This is a genomic window from Aminobacter carboxidus (assembly GCF_014863355.1).
Classification (GTDB): Bacteria; Pseudomonadota; Alphaproteobacteria; order Rhizobiales; family Rhizobiaceae; genus Aminobacter; species Aminobacter carboxidus.
Genome location: NZ_JACZEP010000023.1, coordinates 15,894 through 34,158, shown reverse-complemented (window position 1 = coordinate 34,158; position 18,265 = coordinate 15,894). Strand labels below are relative to the sequence as shown.

Annotated in this window: 16 protein-coding genes; 7 read left to right on the top strand and 9 right to left on the bottom strand. The window is 64.6% G+C overall.

Annotation, left to right across the window (positions count from 1 at the left end):
- A partial coding sequence (locus IHE39_RS30060; protein ID WP_192569117.1) for an aminomethyl transferase family protein occupies nucleotides 1-479 on the top strand: 479 nt, incomplete at its 5' end.
- Between the two features lie 319 nt (nucleotides 480-798).
- Here IHE39_RS30060 and IHE39_RS30055 read toward each other — a convergent pair.
- The 9 genes from IHE39_RS30055 to IHE39_RS30015 form a co-directional block, all read right to left on the bottom strand.
- Nucleotides 799-2,415: a GMC family oxidoreductase N-terminal domain-containing protein gene (locus IHE39_RS30055; protein WP_192569116.1), complete on the bottom strand. Its 1,617-nt coding sequence runs from the start codon at nucleotides 2,413-2,415 to the stop codon at nucleotides 799-801.
- Nucleotides 2,412-3,959, bottom strand: coding sequence for an FGGY-family carbohydrate kinase (locus tag IHE39_RS30050; RefSeq protein ID WP_192569115.1), 1,548 nt, complete (start codon nucleotides 3,957-3,959; stop codon nucleotides 2,412-2,414). The genes IHE39_RS30055 and IHE39_RS30050 overlap by 4 nt, the downstream gene beginning before the upstream one ends.
- Before the next feature lie 22 nt (nucleotides 3,960-3,981).
- Entirely contained in the window at nucleotides 3,982-4,824 is an 843-nt protein-coding gene (locus tag IHE39_RS30045) for a class I fructose-bisphosphate aldolase (protein WP_184770760.1), read from the bottom strand.
- Nucleotides 4,815-6,527: a glycerol-3-phosphate dehydrogenase/oxidase gene (locus IHE39_RS30040; protein ID WP_192569114.1), complete on the bottom strand. Its 1,713-nt coding sequence runs from the start codon at nucleotides 6,525-6,527 to the stop codon at nucleotides 4,815-4,817. Before IHE39_RS30040 ends, IHE39_RS30045 begins: the two co-directional genes overlap by 10 nt.
- Before the next feature lie 19 nt (nucleotides 6,528-6,546).
- A complete protein-coding gene (locus tag IHE39_RS30035; RefSeq protein WP_192569113.1) occupies nucleotides 6,547-7,542 on the bottom strand; it encodes an aldo/keto reductase in 996 nt (331 codons plus the stop codon).
- Nucleotides 7,539-8,519: a sugar-binding transcriptional regulator gene (locus IHE39_RS30030; RefSeq protein WP_184770754.1), complete on the bottom strand. Its 981-nt coding sequence runs from the start codon at nucleotides 8,517-8,519 to the stop codon at nucleotides 7,539-7,541. Before IHE39_RS30030 ends, IHE39_RS30035 begins: the two co-directional genes overlap by 4 nt.
- A gap of 20 nt (nucleotides 8,520-8,539) precedes the next feature.
- Nucleotides 8,540-9,463 carry an ABC transporter permease gene (locus tag IHE39_RS30025; RefSeq protein ID WP_245432117.1) on the bottom strand — a complete coding sequence of 308 codons (924 nt, stop codon included), beginning with the start codon at nucleotides 9,461-9,463 and terminating at the stop codon, nucleotides 8,540-8,542.
- 97 nt (nucleotides 9,464-9,560) lie between these two features.
- A complete protein-coding gene (locus IHE39_RS30020) occupies nucleotides 9,561-11,099 on the bottom strand; it encodes an ATP-binding cassette domain-containing protein (protein WP_192569112.1) in 1,539 nt (512 codons plus the stop codon).
- A gap of 85 nt (nucleotides 11,100-11,184) precedes the next feature.
- Nucleotides 11,185-12,216 carry a substrate-binding domain-containing protein gene (locus IHE39_RS30015; RefSeq protein WP_184770750.1) on the bottom strand — a complete coding sequence of 344 codons (1,032 nt, stop codon included), beginning with the start codon at nucleotides 12,214-12,216 and terminating at the stop codon, nucleotides 11,185-11,187.
- Between the two features lie 397 nt (nucleotides 12,217-12,613).
- Between IHE39_RS30015 and IHE39_RS30010 the strand changes: the two genes are divergently transcribed.
- From IHE39_RS30010 to IHE39_RS29985, 6 genes are read left to right on the top strand one after another with little or no spacing between them, the layout of a single operon-like run.
- A complete protein-coding gene (locus tag IHE39_RS30010) occupies nucleotides 12,614-13,630 on the top strand; it encodes an ABC transporter substrate-binding protein (protein WP_192569111.1) in 1,017 nt (338 codons plus the stop codon).
- A gap of 32 nt (nucleotides 13,631-13,662) precedes the next feature.
- Nucleotides 13,663-14,433: an ABC transporter ATP-binding protein gene (locus tag IHE39_RS30005; protein ID WP_184770906.1), complete on the top strand. Its 771-nt coding sequence runs from the start codon at nucleotides 13,663-13,665 to the stop codon at nucleotides 14,431-14,433.
- The gene (locus tag IHE39_RS30000) at nucleotides 14,430-15,245 is read left to right on the top strand and encodes an ABC transporter permease (RefSeq protein ID WP_192569110.1); all 816 of its coding nucleotides are present in this window, start codon (nucleotides 14,430-14,432) and stop codon (nucleotides 15,243-15,245) included. Before IHE39_RS30005 ends, IHE39_RS30000 begins: the two co-directional genes overlap by 4 nt.
- 21 nt (nucleotides 15,246-15,266) lie before the next feature.
- On the top strand, nucleotides 15,267-15,980 hold the full coding sequence (locus tag IHE39_RS29995) for a GntR family transcriptional regulator (RefSeq protein ID WP_184770745.1): 714 nt from the start codon (nucleotides 15,267-15,269) through the stop codon (nucleotides 15,978-15,980).
- The gene (locus IHE39_RS29990) at nucleotides 15,977-16,894 is read left to right on the top strand and encodes an Ldh family oxidoreductase (protein ID WP_192569109.1); all 918 of its coding nucleotides are present in this window, start codon (nucleotides 15,977-15,979) and stop codon (nucleotides 16,892-16,894) included. Before IHE39_RS29995 ends, IHE39_RS29990 begins: the two co-directional genes overlap by 4 nt.
- A 37-nt stretch (nucleotides 16,895-16,931) precedes the next feature.
- Nucleotides 16,932-18,254: an acyl-CoA thioesterase/BAAT N-terminal domain-containing protein gene (locus IHE39_RS29985; RefSeq protein ID WP_192569108.1), complete on the top strand. Its 1,323-nt coding sequence runs from the start codon at nucleotides 16,932-16,934 to the stop codon at nucleotides 18,252-18,254.
- Nucleotides 18,255-18,265 lie beyond the last annotated feature (11 nt).

Genomic DNA, 18,265 nt, shown 5'->3' with positions numbered 1-18,265 from the left:
CCGGCCAGCCGCATGGGCTGAAGCCGATGGGTTTTGCCGCGCTCGACATGGTGCGCATCGAGGCCGGCCTGATCTTTGCCAATTACGAGTTCTCCGACCAGACCGACCCGTTTGAAGCCGGCATCGGCTTCACCGTGCCGCTCAAGACCAAGACCGACGACTTCATCGGCCGCGAGGCGCTGATCCGGCGCAAGGACAACCCGATCCACAAGCTTGTCGGCCTCGACATCGACTCAAACGTCGCTGTCGGCCATGGCGACTGCGTCCATATCGGCCGTGCCCAGATCGGCATCGTCACCTCGTCGATGCGCTCGCCGGTGCTTAACAAGAACATCGCGCTCGCCCGTGTCGAGGCAACCCACGCCAATACAGGCACCGAGGTCGAGGTCGGCAAGCTCGACGGCCAGCAAAAGCGCCTGCCGGCCAGGATCGTGCCTTTCGCCCATTACGATCCCAAGAAGGAACGCCCGAGGTCGTAAGCGGTACCGCACCATCGCCGCAACGACGGCACACAACGCAAAAGCCCCGCAAACGCGGGGCTTTCTGTTGGTAGCGGCGGGTGACTCCGACAATTTGGTTAGGCCGCGTCCTCGAAGACGTGGGCCTTGCCATGACGTTGATGCGCACGATCGCACCGATGAATCCAGCGGCAAGAAAAGGCAAATGAATGACTGGAGCTTTGGGAACATGCTCCAGCTAGAGCGTTTCCGCCTTTCTTCGAATCACGGAATCTCTCTATCTTCTTGTTTTTGCGCAATTCCGGACGGAAAACCGCTACGCACTTTTCCTGGAATTGCTCTAGGCGCGGCGATCCCCGAGGATCATTTCGGCCGCCTTTTCGGCGATCATGATGACGGGTGAGTTGGTGTTGCCGGAGACGATCGTCGGCATGATCGAGGCATCGACGACACGCAGGCCATCGAGGCCATGCACGCGCAGCCGGTCGTCGACCACGGCCATGGCATCCGAACCCATCTTGCAGGTGCCGACAGGGTGGAAGATCGTCGTGCCGATGTCGCCGGCCTTGCGCAGCAGGTCTTCGTCGCTGTCATATTGCGTGCCGGGCAACATCTCCTCGGGCGCAAAACGCGCCACGGCTTTTGCTTTCATCAGGCGGCGGACATGGCGCAGCGAGGCAATGGCCGTGTCGCGGTCGCCTTCGGTGGAGAGGTAGTTCGGCTGGATCTTCGCCGCCTCGCGTGCGTTGACCGATGCCATGTGCACCGTGCCTCGGCTTTGCGGGCGCAGGTTGCAGACCGACACGGTGACAGCGGGAAAGCGGTGCAGCGGCTCGCCGAGCCGGTCGGTGCTGAGCGGCTGAACATGATATTCGAGATCGGGCGTTGCGAGGCGCGGATCGCTCTTGGCGAAGATGCCGAGCTGGCTCGGCGCCATCGACAGCGGGCCGCTGCGCTTCAACGCATATTCGAGACCCATGGCGGCGCGGCTGAACAGATTGTGGTAGCGCTGGTTGAGTGTCGCTGCACCCGTCACCTTGAATACGGTGCGAATCTGCAGATGGTCCTGCAGGTTTTCGCCGACGCCTGCCAGCGCATGGCGGACTTCGATGCCGAGGCGTGAAAGCAGCTCCGGCTGGCCGATGCCGGAAAGCTCGAGAATCTTCGGCGAGTTGATGGCGCCGGCGGCGAGGATGGTCTGGCCAGCCTTGACCCGATGCAACTGCCCGTCCTTGCGGAAGACCAGGCCGGTGACGCGGCGGCCGTCCAATTCAAGCCGTTCGGTCTCAGCACCTGTGACGACACGCAAATTGTTGCGATCGCTGATGCCGCGCAGGAAGGCCTTGGAGGTGTTCCAGCGCACGCCGCCTCGCTGGTTGACCTCGAAATAGCCGGAGCCTTCATTGGTGCCGGTGTTGAAATCGTCGGTGCGCGGGATGCCAAGCTCCTCGGCGGCGTCGCGGAAGGCATCGAGGATCGGCCAGGACAGGCGCTGCTTTTCGATGCGCCATTCGCCGCCAGAACCATGCATAGCGCTGTTGCCGCCGTGATAGTCCTCCGACTTGAGGAAATAGGGCAACACGTCGTCCCAGCCCCAGCCGGCATTGCCGGCCTGGCGCCAGCCGTCATAGTCGGCGGCCTGGCCGCGCATGTAGATCATGCCGTTGATCGACGAGCAGCCGCCCAGAACCTTGCCGCGGGGATAGTTGAGGCTGCGGCCATTGAGGCCGGCTTCCGGCTCGGTCTTCATCAGCCAGTCGGTGCGCGGATTGCCCATGCAGTAGAGGTAGCCGATCGGGATGTTGACCCAGTGGTAGCGGTCGGAACCGCCGGCTTCGAGCAGGAGCACGCGCGTACGCGGGTCGGCGGACAGCCGGTTGGCGAGCACGCATCCGGCGGAGCCGGCACCAACGATGACGTAGTCGTAGTCGCCAAATGATGAGGATGCTTCGGTCACTGCGGTGCCTGCTTAGACTTCTCAGTTGCCTGCCCAGATGCCTGTTCGGGGGCGATGCGCTGCCAGATCGGCGTCATCGCCTGGTTGATCTCGCCATACAGGCGATAGCGCCTGGAATAGACAGGGGCAATCGCGCCATTGGGCGTATAGTGGCGCGCTGCCGCCGTCATTGCGGCTGCGCCGGTACTGTAGTCCGCAAAGATGCCGACGCAGGTAGCCGCGGCAATCGCCGCACCGAGCGCGCCGGTCTCGCGGCTGCGCGCCACGGTGACGGGAACGCCGAGCACGTCGGCGAAGATCTGCGGCCAGATGGCGCTGCGCGAGCCGCCGCCAGACAAGACGACCTGGTCAAAGACGGCTCCCGCCTTGCGCAAGGTCTCGACATGGCGCTTGTGTTCGAAAGCGACGCCCTCAAACAGCGCGCGTAGCAAATGCGCCCGGCTGTGCCAGCCGGCGATGCCGTAAAAGCCGGCGCGGGCGTGGCCGTTCTGCTGCGAGCCGTAAAGGAAGGGGTGGTAGATCGGGATGTCACCGTCGGGATCGACCGAGGCGACGAGCTCGCTGCACAATTCGAACGGCGAGGCGGCAGTGTCATGGCCATGTTCGAGGAACTCGCGGACGATCCATTCGAGATTGGCAGCCGACGTCGCGCTCGATTCGATCGCCAGATAGCGGCTGGGATCGAAGGTCGAGAGCATGAAGATAGAGGGATCGCGGATCGGCTCGTCGGTGATGACCTGGTTGACGCTCCAGGTGCCGGCGATGATCGATGCCGCTCCGGTGCGGGTGACGCCGGAGCCGAGGGCGCTGGCGACGACGTCGAACAGGCCGGCGACGACGGGTGTGCCGGCGCGCAGCCCGGTCAGGGCCGCGACATCAGATGTGACATGGCCGGCAATGTCGGCCGATTCCAGCACCGGCGGCAAAAGCGCCATGCAGTCGCCGAGACCATAGGCGGCGAGCAAGTCTTGATCGTAGCGCCTGCCGGGCATCTGCAGCAGGCCGCAGCCCGACATGTCAGTGGTGTCGGTCGAACGCGCGCCGGTCAGCCTGTTGACGACAAAATCCTTGCACAGGAACACCGTGCCGATGCGGCTGAACAGCTCCGGCGCATGGCGCTTGAGCCAGGCGAGCAGGGTCGGCGTCTGTGCCGCCCACGGCTTTTGCAGGCAATGGACATAGGTGCGGTCGCCGACATTCTGCTCGGCCCATTCGTCGACGATGCCGACAGCGCGGGTGTCGAGCGACTGGATGCCGACAAGTGGCGCACCGTGGCGGTCGAGCGCGTAGAGGCCGTTGCCATGCCCGGCGCAGCCGACGGCGACGATCTCGCTTGCGTCGATGCCGGCCTTGTCGATGCACTGGCCGATGACGGCGACCGCGTTGCGCCAGAGCTCGTCGAGGTCGCGCTCGACATGGCCAGGCTTGGGCATGGACGAGTGGCCGTCGCAGGCGGCGAGCGCCAGTTCGCGCCCTTGCGTGTCGAAGATGATCGCCTTGATGACGGTGTTGCCGGCATCGAGGCCGAGAATATACGTGCCCATTGGCTCCTCCCGATGCCGCTGCTCAGGCCTGCTTGTACAGGTCGAAGGCCGTGGCACCATCCGCACCGTCGTGGATGATCGCCATCAGTCCGCGCACGACAGCGCTCGGATTGGCATGCTGGTAGATATTGCGGCCATAGACCATCCCCATCGCGCCCTGCGCCATCAGGGCCGCCGACTTGTCGAACACGGCGCGCAGGTCTTCCTTGCCGCCGCCGCGCACCAGCACCGGGCAGCGCGCCGCCTCGACGACGCGGTGGAAATCGTTGGGATCGGTGGTCGGGTCGGCCTTGATGATGTCGGCACCCATCTCGCGGGCGAGCCGGGTCAGGGTGACGATCTTTTCGGCATCGCCGTCGACCATGTAGCCGCCGCTCTGGTCGACCGGCAACATGGCCAGCGGCTCGATCATCAGCGGCAGGCCGTATTTTTCGCAGTCGGCGCGGACACGGGCGATGTTCTGGACGCATTGCCGAAACAGGTCCGGCTCGTCGGGCAGCATGAACAGATTGACCACGACGCAGGCCGCATCCATCTCGAGGGCGCCAACCAACGGCTCTGCCTCGTTCTGCAGCAGCGCCCACATCGCCCGGTGGCGGATCTTGTTGTAGGGGTTGCCCATGTCGATGCGCATGACCAGTGCCGGCTTGTCCTTGCCCGGCACCGCCTGCAGCAGGTCGGCCTGGCCGTAGTTCATCTGGATGGCGTCGGGACCGGCCTTGACCAGCTGCGCGACCACGCCTGCCATGTCCTCGAGCCCGTTGAGGAAGCTCGGTTCGTTGCAGACTCCGTGATCGATGGCGACGTCGAGGCAGCGGCCGCCGGTGAAGAGCCGGTTCATGCGGACTTTGTGGTTCAGGCGCATAGGGCGCTCCTTTTGTCGTTCGTCTGGGAGAGATCTGAGATGGCGATGCCATGCTGGTGGGCGAGCAGAGCGAGGAAGGCCGTGCGTTCGGCAGCGGCCTGGGCCGTGCTCCAACCCTTGTGCTCGGTGAGGATGCCAAGCACGGCGTCGATAAGGGCAAGGCTGAGGCCGCCCGAAATGGCGATGGTGGTGCGGCGCAGGAAAATGTCGGCGAGGCATTCGACCTGCTCGCGCGCGACAATCAGGCGGATCTCGCCGGTCGAGTAGGTCGATCCCGCCAGCATCGGGTCGGAGGCGAGGTCGGTCGCGAAATCCACCGCCGACGTGCCGTAGCGCTCAAGCAGGACTTTTGCGCGTTCGACCGGCACGACGTGCCTGGCGCCAAAGGCGACACACCACTTGTCCGGGTCGGCAGGAAAGTCGCGGCCACCGCCAATGGCGAGATCTTCGGTGCCTGATCTGCGCCTGAGGCCAAGCCGTTGCAGCGCCATGTCGGCGGCCATCTCGCCAAAGGAGCGGAAGGTCGTCCACTTGCCGCCGATCATGCACAGAGTTGCCGGCAGGCCGTCGCTCGGCTCGACAAACTCGCAGAAATGATCGCGTGGAATGCGCCCGGTGAAGCTGTCGTCGCTGGCGGGCAGGGGCCGCACGCCGGAGAAGCGGAAGACGATCTCATTGTCGGTTATGGCGATCGAGGGGAACACGAAAGCCAGTGACTGCAGGATGTAGCTGCGCTCATCGTCGTCGCAGCGGACCTGGTCCGGGTCGTCGACGCGGATGTCGGTCGAGCCGATCAGCACCTTGCCGAGATAAGGAAACAGGATGCAGATGCGGCCATCCTCGTTTTCGTAATAGACCATGTGGCCGCCAAGCGCGTCGTAAAGCTCGGCATTGTCGACGATCAGGTGCGACCCCTTGGTGCCGCCCATCATGCGCGGTGCCGAAGCGCCAATGGCCTTGTTGGTCAGGTCGATCCAGCCGCCGGTGGCGTTGATGATCAGCTTCGGGCGGAGCGGCAACTTCTCGCCGCTCAAGCTGTCGGTGAGGGCGAGGCCTTCGTTAGATGCGGCGACCGTGGCGTAGTTCAGGGCGCGCGCGGTCGGGCTCGATGCCATGGCGTCGAACAGCATTTCGAGGCCAAGGCGCTCGGGACGGCTGACCCAGGCGTCGTAATAGGTGGCGGAGCTGCGGATATCGGGATTGATATCAGGCCAGGCCTTGAGGGTTTCGGCACGGCCGCGGAAGCGGTGCTTGGGCATCAATCGCCGTGTTGCCGTGAACAGGTCGTACATGGTCAGGCCGGCCTTAATCACCAGCGCGCCACGGCGGCTGGGATTGCGCGTCAGGCCGAGGAAACGGACCGCGCCATTGGCGATGCCGGAGAAGGTGTCGAAGATCGGCACCGTCGTTGGCAGCGGCGCGACATAGTGCGGGGCGTTCTTCAACAACCGGTCGCGCTCGACCAGCGATTCCCGCACCAGCTTGAACTCGCCGTTTTCGAGATAGCGCAGGCCACCATGCACCATGCGCGACAGGGCGGCACTGGCGCCTGAGCAATAGTCGGCCTTGTCGACCAGCAAGACGTCGACGCCTTGCAGGGCGAGCTCGCGGAACACCGAGATGCCGTTGATGCCGCCGCCTATGACAAGCACGGCAATATCGGGCCGCTCTCGCAGAGCGGCGAGTGTGTCGTTGCGGTTCATGTGGGCTGTGCCTTTTCGCTCAGGCATCCATTGAGGTGAGATGCGTGGCGATTGCCGTGTCGATGATTGCCAGTTCGTCCGCGCCAAGCGTGATTTCGCCGGCCCGGGCATTGTCGAGCGCCTGTTCGGCAGTGCGCGCGCCGCACAGGCCGAAGGTGATGCCCGGCTGCGCCAGCGTCCAGGCGATGACGATCTGGGCCATCGACGCCTTGTGCTGTGCAGCGACCGGCGCGATGGCCTGCCTGAGCTTCGCCACCTTCTGCCGGTTGGCGGGGGAGAAGCGCGGATTGTCCTTGCGCTGGTCGTCGCCGGTGAATTCGCGCGAGGGATCGATCATCCCGGTCAGCAGGCCGAGTGCCAGCGAGGAGTAGCTGAGCGTGGCGACATCGTTGCGCTGGGTGATCGGCAGCAGGGTCTGTTCGATCTCGCGGTCGATCATCGAATAGCGTTCCTGGATCGCGTCGATCTGGCCTGCGGCGACATAGTGCTCGAGGTCTTCAGTGCTGACATTGGATGCGCCGATGGCGCGGATCTTGCCCGATGCCTTGAGCTTTTCCAGCGTCGCCATGGTCTCAGCGATCGGCGTCGTCGGGTCCTGCCAATGGGTGATGTAGAGGTCGATGTAATCGGTGCCGAGCCGGCGCAGGCTCTGCTCGATTTCATGGACGATGCCGTCGGCGCCGAGATAGCGGTGCACCGGCTTGCCGTCCTGGTCGAAGAAGTGGTTGCCCTTGCCGGAATGCCAGTTGAGGCCGCATTTTGTGGCGATGACGACCTTGTCGCGCTTGCCTTTGATCGCCTTGCCGACAATCTCTTCGCTGCGGCCGAGGCCATAGGCGGGCGCGGTGTCGATCAGGCTGATGCCAGCCTCGATGGAGGCTTCGATGGCGCGGATCGAGGCCTGCTCGTCGGTACCGCCCCACATCCAGCCGCCTATCGCCCAGGTGCCGAGGCCCACGGCCGATGCGGAGACGTCGGAGCGGCCGATGCGGCGCTGGATTTGTCGGGAGCTCATGCTGCCTCCTGTTCGGCAAGGTCGAGAATCTGGAGGCTTGTCGCCTCGTCGGTGACGATGGTGTCGAGATGGTTGCCGCGCATGGCGCTGAGGATCGGCGCTGCCTTGCTCGGCCCGCTGGCGATGCCGATCGAGCGCGGGATGGTGGCGAATTCGTCCAATGTCAGCGACACCAGTGAGCGGTTGAGCGCGTAGCTGCACAGCTTGCCGCGGTGGTCGATGAGGTGGGCGAGCAATTCGCCCGACGCGCCCGACTGCTCGATGGCGCGGCGGTCGGCGCTCGATGACGGATGCAGGTCGTAATAGCTGGAATCGTCGGTCAGGATTGAACCGATGCCGACAACGGCGACATCGGCCTCGCGCGCCTTGCGGAAGACGTCGGCGACGGAGCGTACGCCCATCAGCATCTCGCGCTGCTCCGGCGTGTCGGCAAACAGCGGCGCATGGACCTGGTAGGCGCGGCCGCCGAGCTTGTCGGCCATTAGTGAGGCGACGTGGTTGACGTCGGTGTAGTGCTTGCCCTGGACGAGACCGGTGGCCGGAATGACCTCGACATCGTAGCGGCGGCCGGGCTTCAACCCGGCGACAAGCGCGCTGACGCCCTTGCCGCCGGTGATCGAGATGGTGTCGCCGTCCTTGATGGTGTCGAGCAGCAGGCTGGCCGCTGCTTCGCCGACACGCTGCAAAGCTGTCTGCGGATTGTCCGATACCGATGGTACGACGACGGCGCGTTCGATGCCGCCAAGCGCGACCAGGCGCGTCTCGATGTCGACGAGATGGTCGATCGGCGACTTGATCTTGATCTCGACGAGGCCGAGCTGGTGGCCGCGCTTGATCAACCGGTTGACGGTGGCGTGCGAGATGCCGAGTTCCCTGGCGATGTCGGACTGGGTCTTGCCTTCGACATAATGCAGCACGAGCGCCTGGTGCATCTGGCGGACGGTCGATATGTCGTCGCGGGTGTTTGGGGGTGCCATGATCTGTCTCGTCCGGATGCTCAGGACTTCTTGCGGTGCAGGAAGTGGTCGATTGAGACGGCGGCAAGCAAGATGCAGCCCTTGATCATGTCCTGCCAGTAGACCGAGACGTCGAGCAGGATCAGCGAACTGGTGACCACCGAAAGCAGCGCCATGCCCAGGATGGCGCCGAAGATGGTGCCCGAGCCGCCATTGAGCGAGGCGCCGCCGATGACCGCTGCGGCGATGATGTTGAGCTCCATGCCGGCGCCGAAGGTCGGGGTCGCAGCACCAAAGCGGGCCATATAGATGACGCCGGCAAGGCCCGCGAGGGTCGAGCACAGCACCGTCACCCAGAACTTCACCTGCTTGGTCTTGATGCCGGAGAACTGCGCCGCCTTCTCGTTGGAGCCGGTGTAGAACACCTTGCGGAAGGCGGTGGCGCGGCGCAGCAGGAAGTCGAAGATCGCAACGACGACGACGAAGATGATGATGACATAAGGCAGGCCGTGGAAGCTGCCCTGGCCGATGGCCTTGAAGGCCGGCGGCAAGGTGAACAGCGACAGCGGCGTGCCCTTGGTGATGACCAGGCACAGGCCGCGCACGATGACCATCGCCGCAAGCGAGGTGATGAAGTGGTTGAGGCCGACCACGGTCACGAAGAAGCCCATGGCGGCACCGATCAGGGCGCTGACGCCGATGCCGATCAGGCTCGCGGTCCACGGGTCGAGCCCGGCGAGGAACAAGGCGCCGGAAACGACCATCGAGAAACACACCACCGAGCCGACCGACAGGTCGATGCCGCCGACGATCAGCAGGATGGTCATGCCGACGACGACGATGCCCTCGATCGAGAAGCTCATCAGCATGGCGCGGAAATTGCCCCATGTCAGGAAGTGGGGCGAAGCAAAACTCATGGCGATGCACAGCGCCAGGATGATGACGATCAGGCCGGCTTCGCGCATCGAGGCGAGGCGGGCGAAGTTGATGCGCCTGGTGTGTTTCTCGATGGCCGTCTCGGGTGCCTTGATCTCGGCCTGCATCAGGGTTTCTCCCGCTTCCCTAGGCGACATTTTGAGCCTGCTTTTCTTGATTTGACGAATTCTGGACGCCCGAGGCGAGCATGATGATGGCTTCTTCGCCGAGTTCGTCGGCGCCGAGCTCGCCGGCGATGCGGCCTTCGCGCACCACCATGACGCGGTCGCACAGGCCGATAAGTTCCGGCAGCTCCGAGGAGATGACGACGATGCCGACGCCCTTGCCGGCAAGCTGGCGCAACAGGCGATGAATCTCGACCTTGGCGCCGACGTCGATGCCGCGCGTCGGCTCGTCCATGATGATGACCTTGGGATCGATCGACAGCTGCTTGGCGATCGCCACCTTCTGCTGGTTGCCGCCGCTCAGCGTCGACACCGCTGCGTCGATGCCGGCCATGCGCACGCCGAGGCGCTTGGTCAGGTCGGTGGCCTGGCGATCTTCCGCCTTGCGGTCGAGCAGGCCGAGCGAACCGGTCAGCTTGCCAAGGTCAAGGGCGGAGACGTTGGCTGCAATCGGCATGTCGAGGAATACGCCCGAGCCCTTGCGGTCTTCCGAGAGGTAGACCAACCCGGCTTTGACGGCATCGCTGTAGTTGCGGATGCGCACTGCCGTGCCGTCGAGTTCGACGGTTCCAGAACTTGCCGGCCTGAGGCCGCAGATGGTCTGGGCGATCTCGCTGCGGCCAGCGCCGATCAGGCCGCCAATGCCGAGGATTTCGCCGGCGCGCAATTGCAGTTTCACATCTGCGAAGCGCTTGCCGTCGGACAGGTTTTCGACAGAGAGCAAAAGGCGGCCGGGTTGCCCAGGTGCCAGCTTGTCGGGATAAAGCTGGGTGATCTCGCGGCCGACCATCTTGCGGACGACGTCGTCGGGGGAGCTCTTGGCGATCGGATCGGTGGCGACGTAATGGCCGTCGCGGAAGACGGTGACGCGGTCGCACAAAGAGAAGATCTCGGCCATGCGATGGCTGATATAGACCACCGAGATGCCGCGATCCTTAAGGCCACGCACGATGGCAAACAGCCTTTGCGCTTCGCCTTCGGTCAGTGCCGCTGTCGGTTCGTCGAGCATCAGCACCTTGCAGTCGAGCGTCAGCGCCTTGGCGATCTCGACGAGCTGCTGGTTGGAAATGGAAAGGTCGGCGACCCTGGTGCGCACCGGAATGGGCGCAAGCAGGTCCATCACCTTCTGCGCGTCGGCATAAAGCCTGTGGAAATTCATCAGCGGCGCGCGGCGTCCGTTGATCGCGGCCATGTAGATGTTTTCGGCGACCGTCGCGTCCTGGCAGAGCGCGATCTCCTGGTGGACAAGGGCTATGCCGAGGCGCTGGGCTGCCGCCGGCGAGGGGATCGAAACAGCCACCCCGTCGATCAGGATCTCGCCGTGGTCGGGCTGCAGCACGCCGGCGATCATGTTCATCAGCGTCGACTTGCCAGCACCGTTTTCGCCGCACAGCGCGTGGATCTCGCCTTGCTTGAGCTCGAACCGCACGTCGCTGAGCGCCTTGACCGGCCCGAACGCCTTGGACAGGCCGCGTATTTCAAGAATGGGCGTCTCGGTCACGCCATGCTCCTGCGATGGGCGCTGCAAAGGGGAAGGGGACCAAGGCCCCCTTCCGGGTTTTCTGCCGTGAAGGCGAGGCGCGAGCTTATTCCTCGATGCCCTTGGTGCCGCGGCGCTTGAGATACTTGTCCCAATAGAAGTCGTCGGCGTTTTCGGCCGTGACGATGGAGAAGCCGTTGTCGACGAAGGGCACGCTCATGCCGTTGGCACCCGAACGCTTGGTGTCGTTCATCGGATCGATCAGGTCGGGGTGCTTGGCCAGCCACAACAGCATGAAGCCCATATAGCCCTGCATGCCCTGGTTGGGGTTGACCGAGCCGTAGATCTCGCCGGCCTTGATCATGTCGAGGATCTTGGCGTTGACGTCGGCGAGCATGACCTTGATCTTGCCGCCGCCTTCCTTGGCCGCCTGGGCCGCACCGATGGCCGAGTTGGCTTCCGGCATGAACACCGCGCCGAGGTCGGGATGTGCCTGGGCGAGCGAGAGCACGGCCTGATAGGCCTTGGTCGGATCCTGGTTCGAAGCCGCGCGGCCGACCAGCTTCATGTCGGGCCACTTGGCTTCCATGCGGGCGATGAAGGCCGAGACGCGCTTGTCGTGGTTGTCCTGGCCGGGGTTTTCCAGCACGGCATATTCGCCCTTGCCGTCCATCGCCTTGGCAACGGCGTCGGCGGCATAGGTGCCTTCGGCCAGATTGTCCGAGGTGATGAACGAAACACGCTTGGAGTTGGGTGAGTCGGCGGCGAAGGTGACGACCGCCGTGCCCTGCTCGATGGCGCGGTTGATCGGCTCGATGAACGGATCGGAGTTCATCGGATGGACCAGGATGCCGGCCGGCTTCTGGGCCAGCGCCTGGTCGAAGGTGGCGATCTGCTTGTTGACGTCATATTCGGGCGTGCCGGTATATTCGGTCTCGCAGCCGAACTGCTGGCCGGCCTGCTTGAACATCTCATAGACCGGGAACCAGTATTCGACGCCCGAGACCATGACGTTCATGACGTATTTTTCACCCGGCTCGCACTTGAACGGGTTGGCGGTTTCGGCAAGCGCCTGGGTCGAAGCCAAACAGGTCGACGCAGCCGCCGCGATTGCGAGCGTGCTCAAAAATTTGCGCAAGTTTCCTCCCTTGGCCGAAGCCATCCTCAATGACCGTCGCGGCCGCCAAAGGCGCCGCTATGTGGATTGATTGCCGCCGGACTTCCTCCCGAAAGCCGACGGTCTGGAGATTACAGCTCACCCAGCATATGTCAATAAAATTCATATACTGAAATATATTTCAGATCAAGCCCCCAAAAGGAGAGCTGAGCGGAGGTTGGCGACGGCCTTGGCGGGTGCGTGCCGAAATACGGCACAGCCTGGACCGGCGCGTGGCGTGCTGCAACCGGCGTCGTTCGCGCAGATGATTTTTCCACTTGCCAACGAGATTAGAAAATATCACTTTCTCTATGTGATGCATCAGTTGCAAAATCCAGGACATCAAAGTCTGGCTGATCGCTCAATGGAGAGGGTTCTTATGGTTGCCGTCAATCGTCGCGGATTTCTTGTCTCAGCACTTGCGGCTGGCCTTGTGGCCGGCGCCGCAGGCGGCGCGCTGGCTGAGGACAAGCCGAAGATCGAATTCCTCTATTCGCCCTTTGCCGACTATGCGCCGTTCTTCCTCGCCGAGGATCTCGGCTATTTCGACGAATACGGCGTCGACGTGACGCTGTCGCCGAAGAGCGGTACGGCTGAGACGATCCAGATGCTGGCCTCGGGCAATGTCCAGGCGGGTGCCGCGACCTGGGGTGCCGGGCTGTTCAACTCGATCAATGCGGGCGCCACCGTCGCCATTGTCGCGACCTCGGCCAAGATGCCGAACACCGTGCCGTCGCCGTCGCCCTTCATGGTTTCGCAGGCTGCCTGGGATGCCGGCATCCGCACCGTGCAGGATCTCAAAGGCAAGCGCGTCGGCATTCCCGGGCCTGGCGGCTTCGGCATGTATTCGGTCGCCAAGGCGCTGGAGAAGGGCGGGCTGACCGTCGACGATGTCGAGGCGATCTACCTGCCGCCGCCCGCCACCGCCGCTGCCTTCGCCAATGGCGGTCTCGAGGCCGGCTGGAGCATCGAGCCCTTCGCCCTGCAGCTCGAACGCGAGGGCCTGGGTCGCCGCCTGGTCGAAGACCATACCTTCGGCACCGAGCTGGGCTTCATTGCCTTCAACAAGGAGTTCGTCGAGAGCCACGAGGATGCCGTCGTCAACTTCCTCGCCGCCTATCTCAAGGCGGCGCGCCAGCTCGACAATGGCGGCTGGAAGGACGAGCGTGTGCTCGAAATCGTTGCCCGCTACACCGGCACCGAAAAGTCGCTGCTGCAGGGCATCGCCTACACCATCCGCTCCGAGGACGGCTCGATCGACCTGAACTCGGTGCGCGAGCAGGAGGCGTTCTTCCGCAAGCGCGGCGACCTTGAATACAAGGGCGATGTCGACATCAACTCGGTCTATCGCAGCGACCTTTTGAAGCGCGCCAACGAGCTGGTGGCCAAGAAGTGACGCAGGCCGCATTGCCGCTGGGGGCTGCTACGATGAGCGAGACGGCGATCGAGGTGCGCAACCTCACCAAAGCCTTCTACGATGCCGACAGCGACCGCACCACAATCGCCGCCTACGAGGTCGAGTTCGAGGTCAAGCGCGGCGAATTCGTCTGCATCGTCGGCCCCAGCGGCTGCGGCAAGACAACGGTGCTGCGCATCCTTGCCGGGCTTGAAAGCAAGCTCGGCGGCAGTATCGATATGAAGAGCGACAACCCGCCGGCGATGGTGTTCCAGGAAGCCTCGGTGCTGCCCTGGCTCACCGTGCGCGAAAATGTCGGCTTTCCGCTTTCCCTGAAGGGCGTTTCCGCAGCAAAACGCCGCGCGCGCGTCGACGAACTGCTCGAGCTGACCGGCCTGGCCGATTTCGCCGATGCGCTGCCGCATAGGCTTTCCGGCGGCATGAAGCAGCGTGTGTCGGTGGCGCGCGCGCTTGTCGACGACCGCGAGATCCTGCTCATGGACGAGCCGTTCGGCGCGCTTGACGAGCAGACGCGGCTGGTGCTGCAGCAGGAATTGCTGCGCATCTGGGAGACGACGGGAAAGACCGTCGTCTTCATCACCCACAGCGTCGATGAGGCGCTGACGCTGGCCGACCGGGTGCTGGTGATGTCGCCGCGCCCCGGCACCATCATCGCCGACCTTGCCGTGCCTTTCGACCGGCCGCGCGACGTCGTCGAGATGCGCCGCGACAAGCGTTTCTGGGACCTCACCTATGAGGTCTGGCGCCTGTTGGCCTCAACCTCGCCGGAGCGTCACGCATGAGCCTTGTCACCGCAAAACTGACCGAGGAGCAGATCCGCGAGCTCAAGGCACCGGCCCAGCGCGAGCGGCTGTTCCGCACCATTTCTTATTTCAGCCCGATCCTGCTGTTGCTGCTGTGGGAGGTCGCCTCTCAGCTCAACGTCATCGACCGGCGCTTCTTTCCGCCGCCCAGCGCCATTGCCGGCACGTTCTGGCAGATGATCACCAGTTTCGAGATCTTCGACCATATCGGCGCGACGCTGCGCCGTGTGTCGGTCGGCTACGTCATGGGCGCGATACCAGGCATCCTGCTCGGCCTGGTGCTTGGCCTGTCGCAGCCGGCGCGGCGCGTGCTCGGGCCGATCTTTGCCGCTCTCTATCCGGTGCCCAAGATCGCCATCCTGCCGCTGATCCTGCTGATCTTCGGTGTCGGCGACGCCTCGAAATTCGTCGTCATCGCCATCGGCGTGTTTTTCCTGCTGCTCTACAACACCATGGGCGGGGTGATGCAGACACCGCAGATCTATCTCGACGTCGCCAAGAACGCCGGCGCGACGCGGCTGCAGACCTTCTTCCGCATCGCGCTGCCGTCGGCACTGCCCAACATCTTCACCGGGCTCAGGCTTGCGGCAGGCTCGTCCTACATCATCATCGCGGCGGCCGAATTTCTCGGCGCGCGCAGCGGCGTCGGCTTCTTCATCTGGGCGTCATGGCAGACCTTCGCCGTGTCGCGCATGTTCGTCGGCATCGTGGTGATTTCGGCGCTCGGCTACTTCACCATCCTTGCGCTGGAGCTGATCGAGCGCAAGCTCGTGCCCTGGGCGAAGCATTGAGGCATTGAGGAGCACCAACTGATGATCGTCGAGGCCGACCCCACCGCCCATGCACCCGTTTCGGAGCGCATCTACCTGGCGCTGCGCCAGGAGATCATGCGCTGCGAGATCGTGCCGGGGACGACGCTCGACGCGGCCTCCATCGCCAGCACGTACGAGGTCTCGAAGACGCCGGTGCGCGATGCCATGCAGAGGCTCGCCGCCGATGGGCTGGTGACGATCCTGCCGCGCAGCGGCTATCGTGTCGCCCCGATCACCTTCCAGGCCGTGCATGACATTCTCGACATGCGTGCCGCGATCGGGCCGCATGCGGCAAGGCAGGCGGCGCGCTACGCCACGCCGGCCGAGATCGCGCTGCTGCGCCAGATCGTCAGGGAATATGCCGCGCCGATGGATATCGGCACCATGCAGCAGGTGGCGCGGCGCTTTCACCTCGCTATTGCCCGCTGCAGCCGCAACAAGCGTGTCGTGGCACTTTCCGAGACCCTGTTCGACGAACTCGAACGCCTGCTGCGCTTCGCCATCGATTTTACCGTCAAGGCCGGCGAGCATTCCGACGAGCACACCGCACTTGTCGATGCGATCGCAGCCGGCGACGGCGAGCGCGCCGCGGCGATCGAATTCGCCCATATCAAGCACTCCAGGGAATTCCTGATCGAGCGCCTGATGACCCTGGGCTATCTCTCGGCAAGCGAGATCCAGCTTGGCGGCACGACGCGGAGCCCGGCCGAATGATCACTGTTCATGATGCGGCCGGTCGGCTGGCGGCGGCCTTGGGCGACGGCCCGGCCGCCAAGCTCGCGGCTTCGGCCCTGGTCGAGGCCGACGCGCTCGGCCTGCCACGCTTCGGCATCGCCATGCTTGATGAATGGACTGTCGATGCAGCACCTGTGGCGGCGAGCGATGGCGCGCAGGCCATCAACTGGCTCGACTGTTCCTCCTGCTTTGCGCCGCTGGCGGTCGCCAGTGCTGCGCTCGACCTTGCCGGGGCGGCCCGACAGTTCGGCATCGCCGCTGTCTTCCTGCGCGGCGTCAGAGGTTTTGGCCGGCTCGCGCCTTTCGTCCGTCACCTCGCCGATGCCGGCCTGCTGGCCATCGCCGGCGCCGAGGGCCCGCCTTTCGTTGCGCCATATGGCGGCATCCATCCGGTGATCGGCACCAATCCGCTGGCGCTTGCCATCGGACAAGGTGCGGATCGCGTCGTCATCGACGTTGCTACCAGCACGGCGACGATGGCCGATATCCGCAATGCCCGTGTTTCCGGCGCGCCATTGCCTGACGGCATTGCGCTCGACGGCGAAGGACGGCCGACCAGCATCGCTGCCGAGGTTGCGGCGTTGCTGCCGCGCGGCGGCCAGATCGGCTCGCTGCTCGGGCTGGTGGTCGAGCTGGTGGCCGGCGTTGCCGGCGGCGGCAGGGGCGATCCGAAAGGCCGCGGCGTGTTCATCCTTGCTTTCGATCCGGCCCGGGCTGGAGACGATGTCGATTGGCAGGCAAGGCTTGCCGGCCTGAAACGCGACTGGACGACAGGCGGCGGTCACTGGCCGCGCGGCGGTAGCCTGTCGCTGGAAACCGAGCTGGACGACGATTTCGCCCAGCGCCTCGATACCCATCTCGCCCGCATGACCGGCCGCTCCGCCGGGCGATGATCACGCCGGCCACTTCCCTGCAGAGACTGTAATTCAGATGACGACAAAGCCCGTTTCCGCCCCCGTCTTTTCCATCGATGCCGTCGACGGCCTGATCGACGAGCCGCGCCGGATCGTCGTCTCCGGCCTCGCGCCCGACGAGCTGGTTGCCATCTCGGCCCGCACGACACGGGGGCGCGGCGTGACCTGGATGAGCCAGGCGACCTTCATGGCCGACGCGCTGGGCGTGGTCGATCTGAGCCGTGACGCACCGGTCGGCGGCGACTATGCGGAAGTCTCAGGCATGGGGCTGATCTGGAGCCAACAGGCGGTCGACAGTGCCAGCGCCGAGCTGTTTGCCGACGACGTCATGCAGCCCATGCAGACGACGCTGACGGCTGAAACCGCCGCCGGCATCAAGGCCGAAGCCAGGCTCTGCCAGGGCTTTGCCGCGCCCGGGGTCGAACGTCGGGATATTCGTGAGGACGGGCTGGTCGGCACGCTGTTCACCCCGGCCGGGCCGGGCCCTCATCCTGTCGTGATCGTGCTCAACGGCTCGGGCGGCGGCATCAACGAACCGCGTGCCGCCTTGCTTGCGTCGCGCGGCTACCGGGCTTTTGCGCTCGGCTATTTCAAGGCGCCGGGTCTGTCGCCCTTCATCACCGAGACACCTCTCGAATATCTCGAAACCGGCCTGCGCTGGGCGCGGCGGGAACTGCAACCCAAAGACGGCTTCGTTGCGGTCAGCGGCCAGTCGCGCGGCGGTGAACTCGCGCTGCTGCTCGGCGCCACCTTCCCGGAGCTGGTCTCCGCCGTGATCGCATTCGTGCCAGGTGCTGTGGTCCATGGCGCCCAGGGTGCCGGCGATCCGGCGCGTGGCGGCTGGCAAGGCACGACCTGGACCAGGGGCGGGGTTGCGCTGCCGCATCTGTGGCAGGACAACGCCGCCGTGCACTGGCACCCCTGGGCCGGTGACGCTCCGCCCAGCCGGCACCACTCGGTCTTCTTCGAGGGGCTCAAGGATACCGGGCTTGCAGCGCGCGCGCGCATTGCGGTCGAAAACATCGCCGGCCCGGTGCTGCTGATCTCGGGCCGAGACGACCGGGCCTGGCCGTCCAGCCTCTATTCCCGCATGGTCGTCTCGACGCTGCAAAAGCACGACCATCCGCATCTGGTCCGTCATCTCGACTTCGACGATGCCGGCCACGCCATCAACCTGCCGATCGCACCGTCGACGCAGCTGAGCCGCCTGCACCCGGTCTCGAAGGTCCCCTACACCAATGGCGGTACGCCCTCGGGCAACGCCAGGGCCGACGACGGTTCCTGGCGCGGCATGCTCGCCTTCCTCGGCGAGGTCACCGGTGCTGCCGGTCAAGGCTGAGTCCATCTAAC